Annotated in this window: 16 protein-coding genes; 4 read left to right on the top strand and 12 right to left on the bottom strand. The window is 34.1% G+C overall.

Features of this window, described 5'->3' with window-relative positions; genetic code table 11:
* Window positions 1–66: 66 nt before the first annotated feature.
* Window positions 67–1,089, top strand: a complete 1,023-nt coding sequence (locus AC1B0Z_RS13760; RefSeq protein WP_483792632.1) for a LacI family DNA-binding transcriptional regulator — start codon at window positions 67–69, stop codon at window positions 1,087–1,089.
* Between the two features lie 91 nt (window positions 1,090–1,180).
* Here AC1B0Z_RS13760 and AC1B0Z_RS13755 read toward each other — a convergent pair whose 3' ends face one another.
* The 3 genes from AC1B0Z_RS13755 to AC1B0Z_RS13745 form a co-directional block, all read right to left on the bottom strand.
* Entirely contained in the window at window positions 1,181–2,266 is a 1,086-nt protein-coding gene (locus AC1B0Z_RS13755) for a hypothetical protein (protein ID WP_483792630.1), read from the bottom strand.
* 104 nt (window positions 2,267–2,370) lie between these two features.
* A complete protein-coding gene (locus tag AC1B0Z_RS13750; protein ID WP_483792629.1) occupies window positions 2,371–3,132 on the bottom strand; it encodes a hypothetical protein in 762 nt (253 codons plus the stop codon).
* Window positions 3,119–3,694: an RNA polymerase sigma factor gene (locus tag AC1B0Z_RS13745; RefSeq protein ID WP_483792628.1), complete on the bottom strand. Its 576-nt coding sequence runs from the start codon at window positions 3,692–3,694 to the stop codon at window positions 3,119–3,121. The genes AC1B0Z_RS13750 and AC1B0Z_RS13745 overlap by 14 nt, the downstream gene beginning before the upstream one ends.
* Window positions 3,695–3,944: 250 nt before the next feature.
* Here AC1B0Z_RS13745 and AC1B0Z_RS13740 point away from each other — a divergent pair, with 250 nt between their 5' ends.
* From AC1B0Z_RS13740 to AC1B0Z_RS13730, 3 genes are read left to right on the top strand one after another with little or no spacing between them, the layout of a single operon-like run.
* Window positions 3,945–5,387, top strand: coding sequence for a circularly permuted type 2 ATP-grasp protein (locus AC1B0Z_RS13740; RefSeq protein WP_483792627.1), 1,443 nt, complete (start codon window positions 3,945–3,947; stop codon window positions 5,385–5,387).
* Between the two features lie 17 nt (window positions 5,388–5,404).
* A complete protein-coding gene (locus AC1B0Z_RS13735) occupies window positions 5,405–6,331 on the top strand; it encodes an alpha-E domain-containing protein (RefSeq protein ID WP_483792625.1) in 927 nt (308 codons plus the stop codon).
* A gap of 8 nt (window positions 6,332–6,339) precedes the next feature.
* Window positions 6,340–7,293: a transglutaminase family protein gene (locus AC1B0Z_RS13730; RefSeq protein ID WP_483792624.1), complete on the top strand. Its 954-nt coding sequence runs from the start codon at window positions 6,340–6,342 to the stop codon at window positions 7,291–7,293.
* Here AC1B0Z_RS13730 and AC1B0Z_RS13725 read toward each other — a convergent pair whose 3' ends face one another.
* The 9 genes from AC1B0Z_RS13725 to rsgA form a co-directional block, all read right to left on the bottom strand.
* Complete coding sequence (locus tag AC1B0Z_RS13725) at window positions 7,294–8,271, bottom strand: polyprenyl synthetase family protein (protein ID WP_483792622.1); 978 nt, start codon at window positions 8,269–8,271, stop codon at window positions 7,294–7,296.
* A 34-nt stretch (window positions 8,272–8,305) separates the two neighbouring features.
* A complete protein-coding gene (rlmN, locus tag AC1B0Z_RS13720; protein ID WP_483792621.1) occupies window positions 8,306–9,346 on the bottom strand; it encodes a dual-specificity RNA methyltransferase RlmN in 1,041 nt (346 codons plus the stop codon).
* Between the two features lie 234 nt (window positions 9,347–9,580).
* On the bottom strand, window positions 9,581–10,630 hold the full coding sequence (gene queA / locus AC1B0Z_RS13715; RefSeq protein ID WP_483792620.1) for a tRNA preQ1(34) S-adenosylmethionine ribosyltransferase-isomerase QueA: 1,050 nt from the start codon (window positions 10,628–10,630) through the stop codon (window positions 9,581–9,583).
* A gap of 81 nt (window positions 10,631–10,711) precedes the next feature.
* Window positions 10,712–11,929, bottom strand: a complete 1,218-nt coding sequence (locus AC1B0Z_RS13710) for a 3-phosphoshikimate 1-carboxyvinyltransferase (protein WP_483792618.1) — start codon at window positions 11,927–11,929, stop codon at window positions 10,712–10,714.
* A gap of 44 nt (window positions 11,930–11,973) precedes the next feature.
* Entirely contained in the window at window positions 11,974–12,300 is a 327-nt protein-coding gene (locus AC1B0Z_RS13705; RefSeq protein ID WP_483792616.1) for a nucleotide pyrophosphohydrolase, read from the bottom strand.
* Window positions 12,300–14,306, bottom strand: a complete 2,007-nt coding sequence (locus tag AC1B0Z_RS13700) for a transglutaminase family protein (protein WP_483792615.1) — start codon at window positions 14,304–14,306, stop codon at window positions 12,300–12,302. Before AC1B0Z_RS13700 ends, AC1B0Z_RS13705 begins: the two co-directional genes overlap by 1 nt.
* Window positions 14,296–16,221, bottom strand: coding sequence for a DUF3857 domain-containing protein (locus tag AC1B0Z_RS13695; protein WP_483792614.1), 1,926 nt, complete (start codon window positions 16,219–16,221; stop codon window positions 14,296–14,298). The genes AC1B0Z_RS13700 and AC1B0Z_RS13695 overlap by 11 nt, the downstream gene beginning before the upstream one ends.
* Window positions 16,222–16,370: 149 nt before the next feature.
* The gene (dtd, locus tag AC1B0Z_RS13690; RefSeq protein ID WP_483792612.1) at window positions 16,371–16,823 is read right to left on the bottom strand and encodes a D-aminoacyl-tRNA deacylase; all 453 of its coding nucleotides are present in this window, start codon (window positions 16,821–16,823) and stop codon (window positions 16,371–16,373) included.
* A gap of 2 nt (window positions 16,824–16,825) precedes the next feature.
* Window positions 16,826–17,770, bottom strand: coding sequence for a ribosome small subunit-dependent GTPase A (gene rsgA / locus AC1B0Z_RS13685; protein WP_483792610.1), 945 nt, complete (start codon window positions 17,768–17,770; stop codon window positions 16,826–16,828).
* Window positions 17,771–17,799 lie beyond the last annotated feature (29 nt).

Here is a 17,799-nt window from a genome sequence, read left to right as displayed (position 1 = left end):
TTTGTTTTAGTCATTTATCTATTCTATCTTAGTTTAGGTGAAACCCAATAAACACTTCAAACAGCAATGCCAAAACGCATTACTTTAAAACATATCGCCAATATTTTTGGAGTATCTATTGCTACGGTATCTAAAGCCTTAAGCGACAGCTATGAAATTAGCACAAGTACAAAAGAGAAAATTGTAGCCTATGCACGTGAACACAATTACAAGTCTAAAAGTATCGATTTAAGCTTGTTACATAAAAAAACAAAAACCATTGGAGTTATTATCCCAAATATCATGAATAGTTTTTTTGCTAAGGTTTTTGCAGGTATTGAGGCCAAAGCTACTGAACATGGTTACCATTTAATTTCATGTATCTCTAATGAATCTTTTGAGAAAGAGGTGAAGACTATGGAACTTTTAAAAAGTGATGCATTGGACGGCATTCTAATATCCTTAGCCGAAGAAACCCAAGTAAAACAACAATTTGCACACTTACAAAATGCCATAAATGAAGGTGTACCTATAGTTATGTTTGATAGAGTTTCAGAAGATATTGCATGTGACAAAGTAATAGTGAACGATATGGAAGGTGCTTTTGAAGCCACAGCACATCTAATTAAAACGGGGTGTAAACACATTGCTTTAATTTCGGTAATTGACAATTTAAGTGTTGGTAAGCTAAGAGTTGAAGGTTATAAAAAAGCGTTGTTGCAACACCATATTCCTGTTAATGAAAAGCTTATTGTGCGTATCGGAAAGTTTGAGGATTTTGATACTGCTTTAAAAATTATATTGGCCGACAAATCAATTGATGGCTTATTATGCTTGGAAGAAAGTGCTGCTGTTAATGCATTGCGCATAGTAAAACATATAGGTTACAATATCCCTGAGGAAATGTCTATTGCCTGTTTTACTAATGGAAAAATGCTACAACATTTAACGCCCTCGATCTCGGCAATTAGCCAACACGGAAAACATATTGGTGAAACTGCTGCTAATATTTTGATAGACCGTATAGAAAATGAAGATCAAAATAAACCATTTACCACCAGAGTTGTAAAGACAAGTTTGATTGAACGGGAAAGCACAAGGCGGTTATAGTTTAGTTTGTTCGATCAAAAATCACAAAACGAGCAGAATAATAAAAAAGCCCCCAAAAGGGAGCTTTAATGACTAACTCAAAAATTAACATTTAATCCATATCGAAACGGACACCTATGGATATATTGTTTTGATCTACAATTTGGTCTTTAAAAATTGGTGATAAATCGTATTTAACGTACAATGCTGTATCACCGAAAGCCACATAAGTACTTAACCCGTATACCAAATTGCTTGTATTATAGCTTCGTTTTAGCTTGTCTTTTTGACGGTTACCATCTAAATCGTACTTTAATTTTTGGCGTGTGCCAATATTAAACCCACCGTAACCACCGATACCTATTTTGAATTGTTTTCTAGTAGAGTATCTAAAATATTTTTCTTTATCAATGCGCTTTGATGGCCCAAACTCAAAATGTATAGGAAATACTAAATTACTCATTGACAATTTAGATTTTCTTAAGCTTTGAGGAAACTCCTCTAGCATGGTTTGATTACCATTTTGAACAAAGTACTGATTGTCGTTTGGTTTTAGCCCATTAACTTGCAGGGACACCCCATACTTGAACCTCATGAAATTTGTGTTTTTAAACACCCGATATTTCCATGCCCAACCCATTTCGAAAAACCGAGAACCCCCTATCTTATATGGTGTATCGTCAAAACTTTCACCGTCTATTATAGCATTATTTAATCCAAATGCCAATACAAAATCACTTTTAGTGCGTCTATCGTATTTTCTGTATTTAGGTTTGTCGTTTTTCTTTTTTCCAATGTAAATAAAGCTTAAATCTTCATCATCAGATCCTATTCTAATATAATCAACGTCTTCATCTTCTTCGTTTCCATACCCTTTTTCATTACGCTCTAACAAGGCAATCTTATTGGTTAAAATTGCAGTACGGTTTTCAATGTTCAAAGCACGCTTTTTTGCCATTTTCATTTTCAAGTCTTGCGCTTCTTCTTGAGTAATCTCTCCTTTTTTTAATCGTGCATCTATGGCTTCTACTTCGGCTTTTAAAAGTGCCTTTTCTTCTGTTTCAACCTTTTTTATAACTGCCTTCAGTTTTTGAATTTCTACTTTGTTCACCGTACTGGGAATACTGTCTTGTGCATTGATGAATTGCACAAATACACTTAAAATAATGACTACGAAATACTTTGTAATTGTTTGCATAACTGTTCGTTTTTTGATGTTGAGATCCACTCAACAGATGTTAATGATTTGATTGAAACCCTTCGACTAAGCTCAGGGCAGGTATGATTGATTGATGTTTTGTTTTAGTCGTTGCGTTGAGCAATGGCTGTTTTTATGGAACCATAGCTGCTTTTAAAGGCCTTAAACACTCTTTCCCTGAAGGATTCGTCCAGTTCAAATTCTACTTCTTGAAGCAATAAAGCCGCATCGATAGTAACTTGATCTTCGTTTTTCATTCGGCTTATTAAAATATCACGCTGCGCCGCTTTTAAAAGTGAATCTATGGAGGCCTCTGAAATTCCTTGTTCTGTTTCGCTTAAAGCATACATAGCCTCTGCAACCTCTTGTGCTTTTTCTGTTTCAAAAGCTAATACTTCAACTTGTTTAGTTTTTAAAACATCCTTTTCGTCTTTAATTTTTGGAGCTACTTCTTCTTTAGCAATTTGCAATGGTGTTTTGGTTGAATTCAACTTAGTTTTATTAACTACTGTATTGCTGTTATTCTCTAGTTTCTTCTGCTCTTGTTCGATATTCTCAACTGCTATTGTTGTTTCTGTTGCTATTTTAAAATCTTCTATTGCTGGCTTACTTTCAATAGTCTCAATGCTTTCTGGTGCATCTACGACTGTCTCTATTTCAATATTAGTATTAGAAAATTGAAACACCGCAAATAGAACTCCAATAACGCTTGCCGCAATACCTATCCACCATAATCCTTTATTGTTAGATGTGTCATCTTCAGCCTCTAAACGTTCAGATAATTTATCCCAAGCCCCTTTTGATGGTGCTATGGTACGCTTTTCTAGCTTTTCCTTAAAGTCATTATCATATTTAATTGGTGCCATAGCTTGTTTTATTTACTTTTTTTATTTGTTCTTGAAGCAGCTTTCTTGCTTTAAATAATTGCGATTTTGATGTGCCTTCGCTAATATTTAAAAGTTTGGCAATCTCAAAATGTTTGTAACCTTCAATGGCGTACATAATAAACACCATACGATATCCTTCGGGTAAATCATCAATTAGTTTTTGAATATCATTAACCTCCAAATCGGTTTCCATACTGTTACTATAATCGTATGTACTTACATCGTCTTCAGATAAAAAATCAATTCTTTTTTTTTGCCTTAAATATGAAATGGATTCTCTTATCATAATACGGCGTATCCAACCTTCAAAACTACCTTCGCTTTTATAGGTTTTTAAATTTTTAAACACTTTAAAAAACCCATTTAGCATTGCTTCTTCAGCTTGCTGAATATCTTTTATGTAGTACCTACAAACACTTAGCATTTTTGGCGCATGCATTTCAAACAACACATGTTGAGCTTCACGATTATTTTTAATCGCTTTTTTTATTAGCGCGCTTTCGTTTTTATGTAGCTGTATAACTTTCAAAAAAGATTTCATGTTACTATTTATAAAGACGCAAATGGTTTTAAAATGGTTGCCTGTAGTTTTTATTTTTTTAAATATTATGTGCAAGTCATGCAATTTAGAAGGAAAAATGAAATTAAAAAAACGCAATTATCCTACTTGATTTAAGTTTTTTTGGAATTATTTTTAATGAAAAATAAAAATGTGTGATTTATTTCTCTTAAAATATGAAATTCATTGAATATTCTTTAAAAGATACTTATATTTAAAAAAAGTGAAGCCTATGACTAACGATAACTTATTCTCATCATATGACTTACTCCCGAATACTTGGGATGAAATGTATAGTAATCCTTCAGATATTAGAACTCAATACAATATTATTAATGACTATTTACGAAGTACATCGCCAGAGGTGCTCTTTAAAAAAGAAGAGCTTTCTAAGCAATTGTTTATGAGTCAAGGTGTTACTTTCACAGTGTATAGTGACAATGAGGGTATTGAAAAAATATTTCCTTTTGATATTGTTCCTAGAATTATAACAGCCTCGGAATGGGAAAAAATTGATAGAGGGATTAAACAACGTATAAAAGCGCTTAATCTTTTTATTAAGGATATTTACCACGACCAGTTTATAATTAATGATGGTATTATTCCTGGAGAACTCATTTATTCTTGTCCAAACTTTTTAAGAGAAATGAAAGGGGTTAAAGTCCCTCATGATATTTATGTTCATATTGCAGGTGTTGATTTAATAAGAAATAACGATGGTGAATTTTATGTACTTGAAGATAATTTAAGAACACCTTCTGGGGTAAGCTATATGCTTGAAAATAGAGAAATTTCTAAACGTATATTTCCAGGTGTAATTCCCAAAAACCAAATAAGACCCGTAGCAAATTATCCTAATGTACTTTATAAAAAATTAAAAGAACTTTCTGATCAAAACGATCCCAATGTTGTATTACTAACTCCAGGTATATATAATTCGGCATACTACGAGCATACTACACTAGCACGCCTTATGGGTATTGAATTAGTAGAAGGTAGCGATTTGGTTGTTAAAGACCACTTTGTTTTTATGAAAACCACTAACGGGCTAAAGCGTGTTGATGTTATTTACAGACGTGTTGATGATGAGTTTTTAGACCCCTTAGAGTTTAATGAAGCTAGCATATTGGGGGTTGCTGGTATTATGGCTGCTTATAGACAAGGGAATGTAAATATTGTAAATGCTCCAGGAACTGGAATTGCTGATGATAAAGCTATTTATATTTATGTGCCTGATATGATTAAATACTATTTAGATGAAGAACCCATTTTAAAAAATATTGAAACCTATCAATTAGGAAAGCCCGAAGAGTATGAGTATGTAGTAAACCATATTAAAGACATGGTCATTAAAAAAACCGATGGTAGTGGCGGTTATGGTATGCTAATGGGGCATGAAGCTAGCGATGAAGACATTAAGGACTATCTTGATAATGTTAAAAAAAATCCTGATAATTTTATAGCACAACCTATTTTAAGATTATCTACTGCTCCATGCTGTATAGATGGTAAACTATCACCAAGATGTATTGATTTAAGGCCTTTTGCGCTTTCTGGTAAAGATGGTATAGATATTACTCCTGGCGGACTTACCAGAGTAGCTTTAAAAAAGGGATCTTTGGTAGTAAATAGCTCTCAAGGTGGTGGTAGTAAAGACACATGGGTGATTCTATAAACTAAAAAAGACAAAACATGCTAAGTAGAGTTGCAAATAATTTAATATGGCTAGATAGATATATGGAACGTGGCAATGGTATTTTAAGTTTACTTAAAGTGAATTTTTATGCCAACCAAGACTCTCCTGAATTGTTCTCATGGTCTCCCATTATTAAAAATTACACAAGTACTGATAATACTTTTTTTACAGAAGATGCTATCGCCTGTATAGACTTTATGATTTTTAATAACGAAAATTCAAACTCTATTTTAAATATTGTTACAAAAGCTAGAGAAAATGCACGTAGTGTTCAAGAGCACATCTCTAAAGAATTGTGGTTGTGCATTAATAGCTATTATTTATTTCTGACAAAAAAAGGACTTCGTGAAAAGCTCAATGAAGAAGATCCCATCGTTTTTTTAGATAACCTTTTAGCATTTCATCTTAAATTTTATGGTAATATGGACATCACTTTAGAACGTGGTCCTGCGTATTATTTTATGAATATTGGTAAGTACCTGGAAAGAGTTATCCAAATTTCAGATTTTACGGCAATGAAACTCATTGAAATTGCTAAAACAACCGACAGCCTAGAGCAAAGTTTTTATTGGAAAAATTTATTGCTATCTATTGGTGGATATCAACTATATTTAAAAAAGTATAAATCGTCATTTAAGGAAGACCATATTATCACCATGATATTTCAAGACACATTGTTTCCGCGTTCAGTATATTACTGTATCAATAAGTTGAACAGGCACGTCAATCTTTTAATAGAAACTGGAGAACTTGAAAAAAATAATATAGAATTTTTACTTGGAAAACTTGAAAGCACGATAAAATACACTACTATTGAGAGTATCAACGACCAAGGCCTTGATAATTTTATCAAAGGCATAAAAGAGGATATTAAAAATATTTCTTTTAGCATTAATACCGTTTACTTTTCAAATGTTAACTAGTTAAGCTCATGCCAACATTTTTTATAAAACATCTTACTAAGTATAGCTATAGCAACTTGATAATAGATGGCGCTAATCAAATTATGTTGCACCCTATACAGGACGAGTTTCAAAGTGTAATTTCTCATACCTTAAGTATCAACACAAATCCTAAAATAGAAACCTACACTAATTTCTTCGGAAATACTGCTGGAACATTTATGATTTTAGAACCTCATAATTTTCTATCTATCATTTCTGAAATTGAGGTAAAAACCAAAGAAAAAATATTTCCAGACGACTTAATACCTGCAAGTGAACAATGGGCAGAATTAAAAAGCATAAAAGACAAACCAGAATTTTTTGATTATTTAAAATACAAAACGTTTGATGGTACAGATGCTATTTTAGAGTTGTTAAAAACGAAAGACTTAAATACACTTTCACCATTTAAAATTGTACTTGAATTATGTGAATATATTTATACCAATTTTAAGTATATACAAGGGATTACTGATGTAGATTCTAAGCTAGACCATGTTTGGAAGTTAAAAGCTGGTGTTTGTCAAGATTTCACTAACATACTCTTACAAATGGTAAGGATGTTAGGCATACCAGCGCGTTATGTTAGTGGCTATATTTGCCCTAATGAATCTGGTTCTCGTGGTGAAGGGGCTACCCATGCGTGGATAGAAGTGTATATACCTTTTTATGGATGGTTAGGTATAGACCCTACCAACAACGCTATTGCAGACCAATACCATGTTCGTTTGGCTGTTGGAAGAGATTATAAAGATTGTGCTCCGGTTAAAGGTGTTTTTAAAGGTAATGCAACAAGTGATTTATTTGTACAAGTAAAAGTAAGCACTTTTAAAAATACTGATGAACTTACAATATCACTAAAAAAGGAAGAGATAGAAGTTAGTAACAATAGCTATCTTCAAAACGTAAAATTACTACAACAAATGCAGCAACAGCAATAATTATTTCTTCCTATCAATCACATAATTCACCATAAGTTCTAGCGAATTTTTATAATCAGATTCGGGATAGTTTTTTAGTAGTTGTAATGCTTCTTCTTGAAATGCTTTCATTTTAGAAATTGCGTAATCTAAACCACCATTATCTTTAACAAAAGCTATAACTTCTTTAACGCGTTTGGTATTTTTATTATGATTTTTAATGGAGTTAATCAACCATTTTTTATCCTTTTTACTCGCATTGTTTAGCGTATAAATTAAAGGCAATGTCATTTTTTGCTCCTTAATATCTATACCTGTAGGTTTTCCTATTTGGGTTTCTCCATAATCAAACAAATCATCTTTAATTTGAAAAGCCATTCCTATTAATTCACCAAATTTGCGCATGGTATCTACATGCTGAGATTCTGGTTTTACAGATGCTGCTCCTAAACTGCAGCATGCAGCGATTAAGGTTGCTGTTTTTTGACGAATTATTTCATAATATACGTCTTCTGTGATATCTAGTTTTCGTGCCTTTTCTATTTGAAGCAACTCGCCTTCACTCATTTCACGTACGGCAATGGATATGATTTTTAATAAATCGAAATCGTTATTATCAATAGATAGGAGTAATCCTTTGGAAAGTAAATAATCTCCAATCAAAACCGCAATTTTGTTTTTCCAAAGGGCATTTACCGAGAAAAAACCTCTACGACGATTACTGTCATCTACCACATCATCGTGCACCAAGGTAGCGGTATGTATTAATTCTATAACCGAAGCGCCGCGATAGGTACGCTCACTAACCTCACCATCAGATACCATTTTAGCAACCAAAAACACGAACATAGGTCGCATTTGCTTCCCTTTTCGGTTTACAATGTAATGTGTAATTCTGTTTAGTAAAGCTACTTTACTAGACATAGAAAGCTGGAACTTTTGCTCGAAAAGATCCATTTCAAAGGCTATAGGTTGCTTTATTTGCTCTACTATCTTCATGGAATTTGCAAAGATAAGGCTTGCTTTACAATTTTTAAGACTTATTTGCTAGTTGTCCACATGCAGCATCAATATCCTTACCTCTACTTCTGCGCACTGTTACGGTAATATTGTTCGCTTCTAGTACGTTTTGGTACATATCGATGGCATTCGTATCAGCTTGCTGAAATTCGCCATCGTCAATAGGGTTGTACTCAATTAAATTTACTTTGCTTGGTGCAAATTTGCAAAATTGTACTAAAGCGTCTACGTCTTTTCTCTTATCGTTTATACCTTGCCAAACCACGTATTCGTAGGTAATTCTATTTTTGGTTTTGGCGTACCAATACTCCAAGGCCTCACGTAAATCCGCTAAAGGAAAGGTTTTGTTAAAGGGCATTATAGATGTTCTCACATCGTCTATGGCCGAGTGCAGAGAAACTGCAAGCTTAAACTTAACATTATCATCAGCCATTTTCTTAATCATTTTGGGCACTCCAGAGGTAGATACAACAATGCGCTTTGGCGACATACCTAATCCTTCATCTGACGTAATTTTGTCTATCGCTTTCAGCACATTATTATAATTCATAAGTGGTTCTCCCATACCCATAAACACAATATTGCTTAACGGCCGGTTATGGTACAGTCTACTTTCATTATCTATAGCCACTACTTGATCGTAAATTTCATCTGGGTTGAGATTTCGCATACGTTTTAGGCGTGCGGTTGCACAAAAACGACAGTCTAAACTGCAACCTACTTGACTAGAGACACAAGCGGTTGTTCTCGTGGCAGTTGGTATTAGCACCGATTCTACCACTAAACCATCATGAAGTTTTACTGCATTTTTAATGGTGCCATCGCTACTACGTTGCATTGTATCAACACGAATGTGATTGATAACAAAGTTATCTTCGAGCATTTGGCGGGTGTGTTTTGATATGTTGGTCATTTCCTCAAAACTGTGTGCTGATTTTTGCCATAACCATTCGTACACCTGATTGCCACGGAAGGCTTTGTCTCCCTCGCTCACAAAAAAATCCCTAAGTTGTTCTTTTGTCAGTGCCCTAATATCTTTTTTACTAGTTTTCATCTGTGATTGCAAAAATAGTGAAGATATACCGAATTGCGAATAAATATGCCTTCACTCGGTTAGGGATTGTGCTTCGAGAACCTCAGCGACCAAAGCATTCGTTGAAGTTCTTTTTGTGTTGTTGCACCCCTGTCTGCCGACTGGCAGGTATGCAACATAAAAGAGCGACTGCCGAAAGCACGACCTGCAAGGAAACGCCATAAAAAAAGTCCCGTTAAAAACGGGACTCGATACTTATATGATTAACATGGCATCGCCATAACTGTAAAATTTATACTTTTCCTTAATAGCTTCTTGGTAGGCTTCCATAACAAAATCGTGACCTGCAAAGGCTGAAATCATCATTAACAGTGTAGATTTTGGTGTGTGGAAATTAGTAACCATACAATTAGCAATACTAAAATCGTATGGGGGGAAGATAAACTTATTGGTCCAACCATCCATTTCATTTAGCAATCCGCTACTAGATACAGCACTCTCTATGGTACGCATCGCTGTAGTACCTACGGCGCATACACGCTTTTTGCGCTTGATTCCAGTATTGATGATATCTACAGCTTCTGGACCAATTTTAATTTCTTCGCTATCCATTTTGTGCTTGGATAAATCTTCTACCTCTACTGGATTAAAAGTCCCTAAACCTACATGCAATGTTACTTCGGCAAAATTAATGCCTTTAATTTCTAGGCGCTTTAACAAATGCTTTGAAAAATGCAGACCCGCCGTAGGTGCTGCAACTGCACCTTCATTTTTTGCGTAGATGGTTTGGTAGCGCTCTTCATCATCTGGTTCTACATCCCTTTTTATATATTTTGGTAAGGGGGTTTGCCCTAATTCTCTAAGTTTTATTCTAAACTCTTGGTAAGACCCATCGTATAAAAAACGTAAGGTACGCCCTCTAGATGTGGTATTATCTATAACTTCAGCCACCAAACTTTCGTCTTCGCCAAAATAGAGCTTATTGCCTATTCTAATTTTCCTTGCTGGATCTACCAATACATCCCAAAGACGCTGCTCTTCATTAAGCTCACGCAACAAAAACACCTCGATTCTTGCACCAGTTTTTTCTTTGTTTCCGTACAAACGGGCAGGAAAAACCTTGGTGTTATTTAAAATCATTACATCATCCTCTTCAAAATAGTTTATTAAATCTTTAAACTGTTTGTGCTCAATGGTTTGGTCTTTTCTGTTTAAAACCATTAGTCTAGATTCATCTCTATTTTCCGAAGGATATTCTGCTAATAATTCTGCTGGCAAATCAAAACCGAAGTTCGATAATTTCATGGATTAATGTGTTTAAGTAATTTTTACAAAGTTGCAAATATACAATCTGCAGATAGGGGTTGTCAAGTAAATGGGCAAATATTATTTGGCAATTTGGAATCCTAAGACTTTTAAGTCGTCCCAAAACGTTGGATAACTTTTTGAAACTACCATAGCCTCTTCAATAATTATATCCTGTTTTAGTGCTACCGGTGCAAAGGCCATAGCCATTCTATGGTCATGATATGTACCTATTTTCACCATTGCGTTGATGCCTTTTGAAGCTTTTAGATGCAGTGATTTATCCGTAATATCAACCTCTCCTCCTAGTTTTTCAATTTCGGTTTTAAGAGCAACTAATCGGTCTGTTTCCTTTATTTTTAGTGTGTGAAGCCCTATTAAATCACATGGAATACCTAAAACGAAACATGTTACAGCAATGGTTTGGGCAATATCTGGAGCATTTTTTAAATCTAATTCCAATGGTTTTAATTCTGAATGCGTTTTAGTTAAGGTGATATTGTTTTCATTAAATGATGACCTCACCCCAAAATGCTTGTAAATATCCACCAAACAAGAATCTCCCTGTAATGAATTATTCTTGTAGGAAGATAAAGTAATGCTAGTACCTACCTCACTAATAGCAGCAATACTGAAATAATAAGATGCCGAAGACCAATCGGACTCAACCGTTAATGGTTTTGGGTTTACTTTTGAAGGAGAAACGGTGATAACATTGTCTTTAAACGAAGTTTTTACACCTATTTCTTTCAATAAGCTCAAAGTCATGTTTATATATGGCACAGAGGTAATATCGCCAACTAAAGTTAATTCAATACCATTTTCCAGTTTTGAAGCGATAAGCAATAATGCAGAAATATACTGACTGCTGACATTTGCTTTAAGTGACACTTTATTTTTGGTAAGCTTTTTACCTTTGATTTTTATTGGTGGAAACCCTTCGTTCTCGATATAATGGATATCAGCCCCCAATTCGCGCAACGCATCTACCAAGATTTTTATAGGACGTTCTTTCATGCGCTTAGAACCAGTAAGTATCGTTTTCCTACCTTCTTTTACCGCAAAATAGGCGGTTAAAAAACGCATAGCTGTGCCTGCGTGATGGATATCTACCACTTTTTCTTTCGAAGCCAATGCCTTAATCATCAAATTACTATCATCAGAATTTGACACATTTTTTAATTCTATTTCTGGAAAAAGGGCCTGTAACAAAAGTAACCGGTTCGATTCACTTTTAGAACCTGTTATTTGTACTGAAGATGTTTTATTAATTTTTGACTTTTGAAGGGTAATATCCATTAAAAAACGCTTCTAAAATTAGAAGCGTCAAATATACTTATAAATTATTTCAATTTCTGGTTATTGTGATGCCTATCGTGGTCTCGTTTTGCTTTTTTATCCATCCGTTTGTCAAATGCTTTTTGCAAATCAACTCCGGTTTGGTTAGCGAGACAAAGGACTACAAAAAGTACGTCGGCCAATTCTTCGCCTAGGTCCTTATCTTTATCTGTTTCTTTTTCACTTTGTTCTCCATAGCGACGCGCAATAATTCTTGCTACCTCCCCTACCTCTTCAGTTAATTGTGCCATATTGGTAAGCTCATTAAAGTAGCGCACTCCATGTTCATTGATCCAATCGTCAACTATTTTTTGGGCGTTTTTTATGTCCATTATACTTTTGTTAGTACTATCTGTTCGTTTTCAGCTTCTATTAAACCGCTAAAATAAGATTTTAAAGCATCATAATGGATAGGCGAAACAATGGGCACATTAATTTTTGAATCAATAACAAGTTGTATCATGCTACCATTTACCTTAACTTGATATACAAAAGAGCCTAGGTTATCAGGTAATTTTAGTCTTTTAGACTTAGGAGCAGACACCACTGTATAGCCTTCTGGCAGGGCAATGTTAAATCTATAAATATCGTCAGAAGGATATCCAAAATCTATAGGGAATTCACGTTTTTCCAACTTGAACGGATTTTCATTCATTTTAAAGAAGAACATCGGCGAGAAATATATTTTGTTATCAATGACATCGGCTTGACTTTCAATACTGAATTGGCAATTCTCCACAACAGGTTTTCCTAAGTCTTTGCTATTTGTCACTTCAAATTCTTCAATCTCCATACCATCAAATTTATTTTCTAAGTCTGAAATAAACTGGTCTTCGTCAGTGCCATTATATTTATTTCGATAACTTCTTGCTTTATGCCCTGTTTTAGTAGATCTCATTTTACCTTGAACTGATCCTGCTTCATCTAGTTTTATAAATAAAGATGTGGTATTTTTAGAAATCTGTTTTGGATACAAATCAATTAAAGCAGAAGTCCCCGATTTTCTTATAATTCTACCTTGCCAATTTAAAGCCCTAAAAGGCAATACATTAGGAGCGCTATATTTACTTGTTGCGTCTAAAAGTATAATATCATTTGGCACCTCTATTCCACATACTACATAATCATATCCCTCACGTGTTGTAAACAATGGGATACCGTTTTTTCTTGTACTTACAAGTACTGGGTTGGCATCCAATCCTACGTAACGCAACATGGCAGTGAGCATTAAATTGATATCGGCCACGTTTCCATTGTGTTCCTTATAAGCTTTTCTCAATCCACTATTCGAGTACTTACTGTAATACCCGTTCCATTTCACATTAGATTTCACATAATTAAAAATGCGTGTAACCTTTTCCATGGGATCTGATACTCCTGAAAGTAATGCATCAATATCAGATTCAAAATAACCAGATTTATCCAATTCGTCTCCAAAACTTGGGCTATCGTATATTGTTTTTACAACATCTTCCCATGTTGTGGCATAATGTTTTATAGGTGAATTTGGAAAACTTGTATAAGATAGCTCATACTTTATTGCAGAACGATAATTTCTTATATTGTTTACATGTGGCTCTTCTTTTAAGGCTGGAACATCAGATAAATCAAAAGTAAATATGTTATTGTAGAATGACACTTCATCTGTTGAATATGTTGTTGTTGTTCTATATTGTCCGCTGTTTCTGGTTTTATTATTGAATATTATTTTGTCGTTTTCCTTTTCTTCTTTTGGAATTACGTTGATAAAACCTTTGCTTGACGCCTGAAAGACAAAATATTCTGGTGCTGAAAATTTAGCCTCTAATTTTTTAATAGGAATAGCATGTTGAAATTCAAAAACATCAACATTGGTATAAAACGGAGATTTTATCTCATATTTATATTCTATAACACTACCTTCTTTGATACTCGGTAAAGTAAACTTGGTTTGATTATAAAACTTAGACATTTCTGTTTTAAAAACGCCGTCTTTCTTAAGTTTAGTCTCTTCAACTTTGTTTTCAACCAAGTTATAAGTGTAGCCCTTTAGCCCTGTTACAACCTCACGATCGCTGGAGTTTTTATAAAGCGGTATACTTTTATTTGCATAGGCAAACCCCTCTTTATTGTAAATCTTTATTCTCTCGTGTATTTTCGTAACTAACGCAAAACCCTCATTTTGATTATAAGTAAAATATGTGCTTCTATTCTTATATAAATAAACAGCACTGGCCGAGGAATCTGTTGGATAAAATTTTTCCTCTAACTCAGCTTTTGATACTTTACCAAAATCGTAATTCTGTGCCGATAATATAAAACCTGCTAAAACAAATACAATAAAACTATTAATTCTCATGGTTACTCATTTTTACTAATGCCACTTTAGCATTATCTAATTTTGAAACTTCTTTATAAAAGGCTCTGAAGGCTCTGTAATCTTCTTTGGGATATGATCCGTCTTTTACAATAAACTCTCTCTTATACAACAAAACAGCATCACTTTCAACAACAATTTCAGTATTATAACTACCAAATTTATTTTCTATGGATGTATTTTTAGGTAAAGATTCCACCTTGTAACCGTTAGGTAATTTTACTCTAATCTCATCTGTATCAATAAAGCCTCGTTTTATTTTTACGGGTAAGGTTCTATTTCTGTAACGGTCTGGAATATATCTGCTTCTATTAAGTGCATTAATTGCAAACAAGATGCGAGTTCCTGCTTTTTTGGAATAATTATTTGCTTTAAATTTTATAATTTCTTTAAACTGAATACTGTCTTTATCATTTATGGTTTTAATATCCTCAAAGCTGATACTGTTCACGTAGCCCCATCGCTTTTTATAAGCCATGTCTTTATCTCTATCTTCATAATTTCCAATCCTGTACTTATCGTCGTATTGTATCCCTTTTGAACACATTTCTAGTTCTCCCGTTATATGTCCATCCTTAGAAAGTGAATAACGTCCCTTTAACACCTGTGTATTTTCCTCAGTTGTATACTTTTTAGTATGTTTTATTTTACCGCCTCCAGGTGTTATAACTAAAACATCTCTATCGTCTGTGAAATCACCAATAAAGCCAAAAGGCATATCTTGACTTGTACATTCCAACCATACATCTTCATTCTCATTGGGAATTAACAATATTGCATGATTAGCCTGCATTAAAGCAAAGTCCTTTTCTATATCTCTTTGCGAATCTCCAGCGAAAAGCAAAGTGAAATAAGATTTTATTCCAGCCACTTTTAAGAGGGTCATGGTATAATTCGTAAGCGCCTTACAGTCTCCATAACTTAAATCATCCACATATTTAGAACCATAAGGTCTCCAACCTCCTATACCTACCTGTACACTTATGTAACGCACTTTTTCTTGGACATATTGATAAATTTTTTTTGCTTTGTCAATATCAGTTATTTCGTCTTTAATCAACTTTTTTATATCCGACTTTGTTTGTTCAGGCAAATCATCTGCACCTTTAATCATATTAATATAAACCCATTTACCAAAATCCTCCCAATTCTCAGCCTTCCCTTTTACTCCTTCATAATTGAATTCATTAGTAGCAAACATTACTTTTGGTATAAAACTCCTAAAAGATGGACTATGATCTTCTGGTTTAAAGGGTTTAATATTCTTTATTGTATAAACCTGCTTCCAATTTTCATTATTGGTTATTTTATAATCAACATCCTCAAGATGCTTTTCGCTCTTTCTCAAGGTGATATCGTCTGGATAATTTATTTTGTATCTACTATTTTCAACACTTACAAAATAACTCCACACCGGAATAAAAGATGGAATAAAAGCAGTATTACTTGTTGTGGTCTCCGATGTAAACTCAACAGTATACGGGTAAGAAATAGGTGTATAATCTAGATGTAATATCCTTGAATCTGAATATAATGTACCGCCGTCTACAGCGCTCACATCTTTAAAATCATTTTTTCTAATCTTCTTAATTTCATTTCCAAAGGCATCATACACAATAGCTTGAACGGATTTTACCTTCACATCATCATCATAATACACCCTCGCTCCAACAGCGTTTTGACCCTTACTGTTTAAAACAGTAACAATTCTGCGCTCTCGTTCTACCATATAGTCTATGGTTTTTATTTCTACAGAAACTTCACTTAAACGCACTACGGCATTAGCATTCTCAGTTAATGCTTCTGGCATAGTTAAACTGTTATAATACTGGTCTTGAGAACTGCCTATAAAAGAGACAAACCATGCAATATGAAGGAAAAAATTCTTTAAACTCATTGAGAAAATTTAAATTTTTTGGGATATAAAATTATAGGAAATAGACTTATAATTTTATGAGAAATATCATGTTACTTTAATTAGGTCTTTCACAAATTAAATAAAAATCGTACAAAGAGAACAATGAAATACTGAATTTTAGACAAACCCTATGTTTTATTCTTTGAATCGATAATAATGGTTACAGGACCATCGTTTACTAGTGCTACTTGCATATTAGCCCCAAATTCTCCTGTCTGAACAGATTTACCAAAGCTACCCTCTAACGTCTTTATAAATAGATCGTAAAGCGGGATAGCAATATCTGGTTTAGCTGCTTGCGTATAGCTTGGTCTATTACCTTTTTTAGTAGATGCATGCAAGGTAAACTGACTTACAACAATAATATCGCCATGAATATCCCGAACGGATGTATTCATCACGCCATTTTCATCTCCAAAAATTCGCAGATTCACAATTTTGTTACACAGCCATTCAATATCTTGTAAGGTGTCTTCAATTACAATACCCAGAAGCACCAATAAACCAGTACCCATAGAGGCTACTTTTGTGTTTTCGATGGTTACACTTGCTTGTGATACTCTTTGGATGACAACTTTCATTCCTAATCCCAATTATCGGTTCTATAATTTTCGTCCTCGCCCTCCAAAATTTGTACGTAGCTGCGATATCTGGAATAAGCTATTTCATCATTGTCTAATGCTTTTTTAACAGCACATTTCGGCTCCTGAAGGTGCAAACAGTTATTGAATTTGCAGTCTTGTTTTAGTGCGAAAATTTCAGGAAAATAATCACCAACCTCCTCTTTATCCATATCAACCACCCCAAAGCCTTTAATCCCAGGTGTATCGATTATTCTTGCCCCAAAACTGGTGTCAAACATTTCTGCAAAAGTGGTAGTATGCTGCCCTTGCATGTGCTGGTTGGATATTTCCTTGGTCTTCAAATTTAATGAAGGCTCAATGGCATTTACCAAAGTAGATTTGCCCACGCCTGAATGCCCCGAAAACATACTCACCTTATCTTTCATCAAGGATTTTACTTTGTCGACGTTCTTTCCTGTTTTGGCCGAAATACCGATACATTCATAACCAATTCTTCGATAGACGTGCGCTAAATATTTTACTTCAAGCAAGGTTTCCTCATTGTAAGTATCAATTTTGTTAAACAACAAAATAGTTTTGATGGAATACGCTTCTGCAGTAACCAAAAACCGATCAATAAAACTGGTAAATGTTGGAGGGTTATCAATGGTAATCATTAAAAACACCTGGTCTATATTCGCGGAAATAATATGCGTTTGCTTTGAGAGATTTACAGATTTTCTAACTATAAAATTCTGCCTATCATGAATATTGTGTATTACACCAGACACCTCGTCGTTAGAAGTTTCTAACTCAAAATCTACCACGTCTCCAACTGCAATTGGGTTTGTACTTTTGATGCCTATTATACGAAATTTACCTTTTATTCTGCACTGGTAAAACTCTCCTAATTGAGTTTTTACCGTATACCAACTCCCTGTAGATTTATAAACACGTCCTGTCATATTCTTATCAAAAATAACTGAAAATAATT

It is taken from the genome of Hyunsoonleella sp. J2K-J805, from assembly GCF_057167125.1.
This window is presented reverse-complemented; position numbering and strand designations above follow the sequence as displayed.

What these genes read in the sequence shown, in the direction of transcription:
- AC1B0Z_RS13725 (WP_483792622.1), bottom strand. Translation starts at nt 8,271, where the DNA reads ATGAAGATAGTAGAGCAAATAAAGCAACCTATAGCCTTTGAAATGGAT.
- AC1B0Z_RS13710 (WP_483792618.1), bottom strand. Translation starts at nt 11,929, where the DNA reads ATGGATATTACCCTTCAAAAGTCAAAAATTAATAAAACATCTTCAGTA.
- AC1B0Z_RS13750 (WP_483792629.1), bottom strand. Translation starts at nt 3,132, where the DNA reads ATGGCACCAATTAAATATGATAATGACTTTAAGGAAAAGCTAGAAAAG.
- AC1B0Z_RS13755 (WP_483792630.1), bottom strand. Translation starts at nt 2,266, where the DNA reads ATGCAAACAATTACAAAGTATTTCGTAGTCATTATTTTAAGTGTATTT.
- AC1B0Z_RS13695 (WP_483792614.1), bottom strand. Translation starts at nt 16,221, where the DNA reads ATGAGTTTAAAGAATTTTTTCCTTCATATTGCATGGTTTGTCTCTTTT.
- AC1B0Z_RS13745 (WP_483792628.1), bottom strand. Translation starts at nt 3,694, where the DNA reads ATGAAATCTTTTTTGAAAGTTATACAGCTACATAAAAACGAAAGCGCG.
- AC1B0Z_RS13740 (WP_483792627.1), top strand. Translation starts at nt 3,945, where the DNA reads ATGACTAACGATAACTTATTCTCATCATATGACTTACTCCCGAATACT.
- queA (WP_483792620.1), bottom strand. Translation starts at nt 10,630, where the DNA reads ATGAAATTATCGAACTTCGGTTTTGATTTGCCAGCAGAATTATTAGCA.
- rsgA (WP_483792610.1), bottom strand. Translation starts at nt 17,770, where the DNA reads ATGACAGGACGTGTTTATAAATCTACAGGGAGTTGGTATACGGTAAAA.
- AC1B0Z_RS13705 (WP_483792616.1), bottom strand. Translation starts at nt 12,300, where the DNA reads ATGGACATAAAAAACGCCCAAAAAATAGTTGACGATTGGATCAATGAA.
- dtd (WP_483792612.1), bottom strand. Translation starts at nt 16,823, where the DNA reads ATGAAAGTTGTCATCCAAAGAGTATCACAAGCAAGTGTAACCATCGAA.
- AC1B0Z_RS13735 (WP_483792625.1), top strand. Translation starts at nt 5,405, where the DNA reads ATGCTAAGTAGAGTTGCAAATAATTTAATATGGCTAGATAGATATATG.
- AC1B0Z_RS13760 (WP_483792632.1), top strand. Translation starts at nt 67, where the DNA reads ATGCCAAAACGCATTACTTTAAAACATATCGCCAATATTTTTGGAGTA.
- AC1B0Z_RS13730 (WP_483792624.1), top strand. Translation starts at nt 6,340, where the DNA reads ATGCCAACATTTTTTATAAAACATCTTACTAAGTATAGCTATAGCAAC.
- AC1B0Z_RS13700 (WP_483792615.1), bottom strand. Translation starts at nt 14,306, where the DNA reads ATGAGAATTAATAGTTTTATTGTATTTGTTTTAGCAGGTTTTATATTA.
- rlmN (WP_483792621.1), bottom strand. Translation starts at nt 9,346, where the DNA reads ATGAAAACTAGTAAAAAAGATATTAGGGCACTGACAAAAGAACAACTT.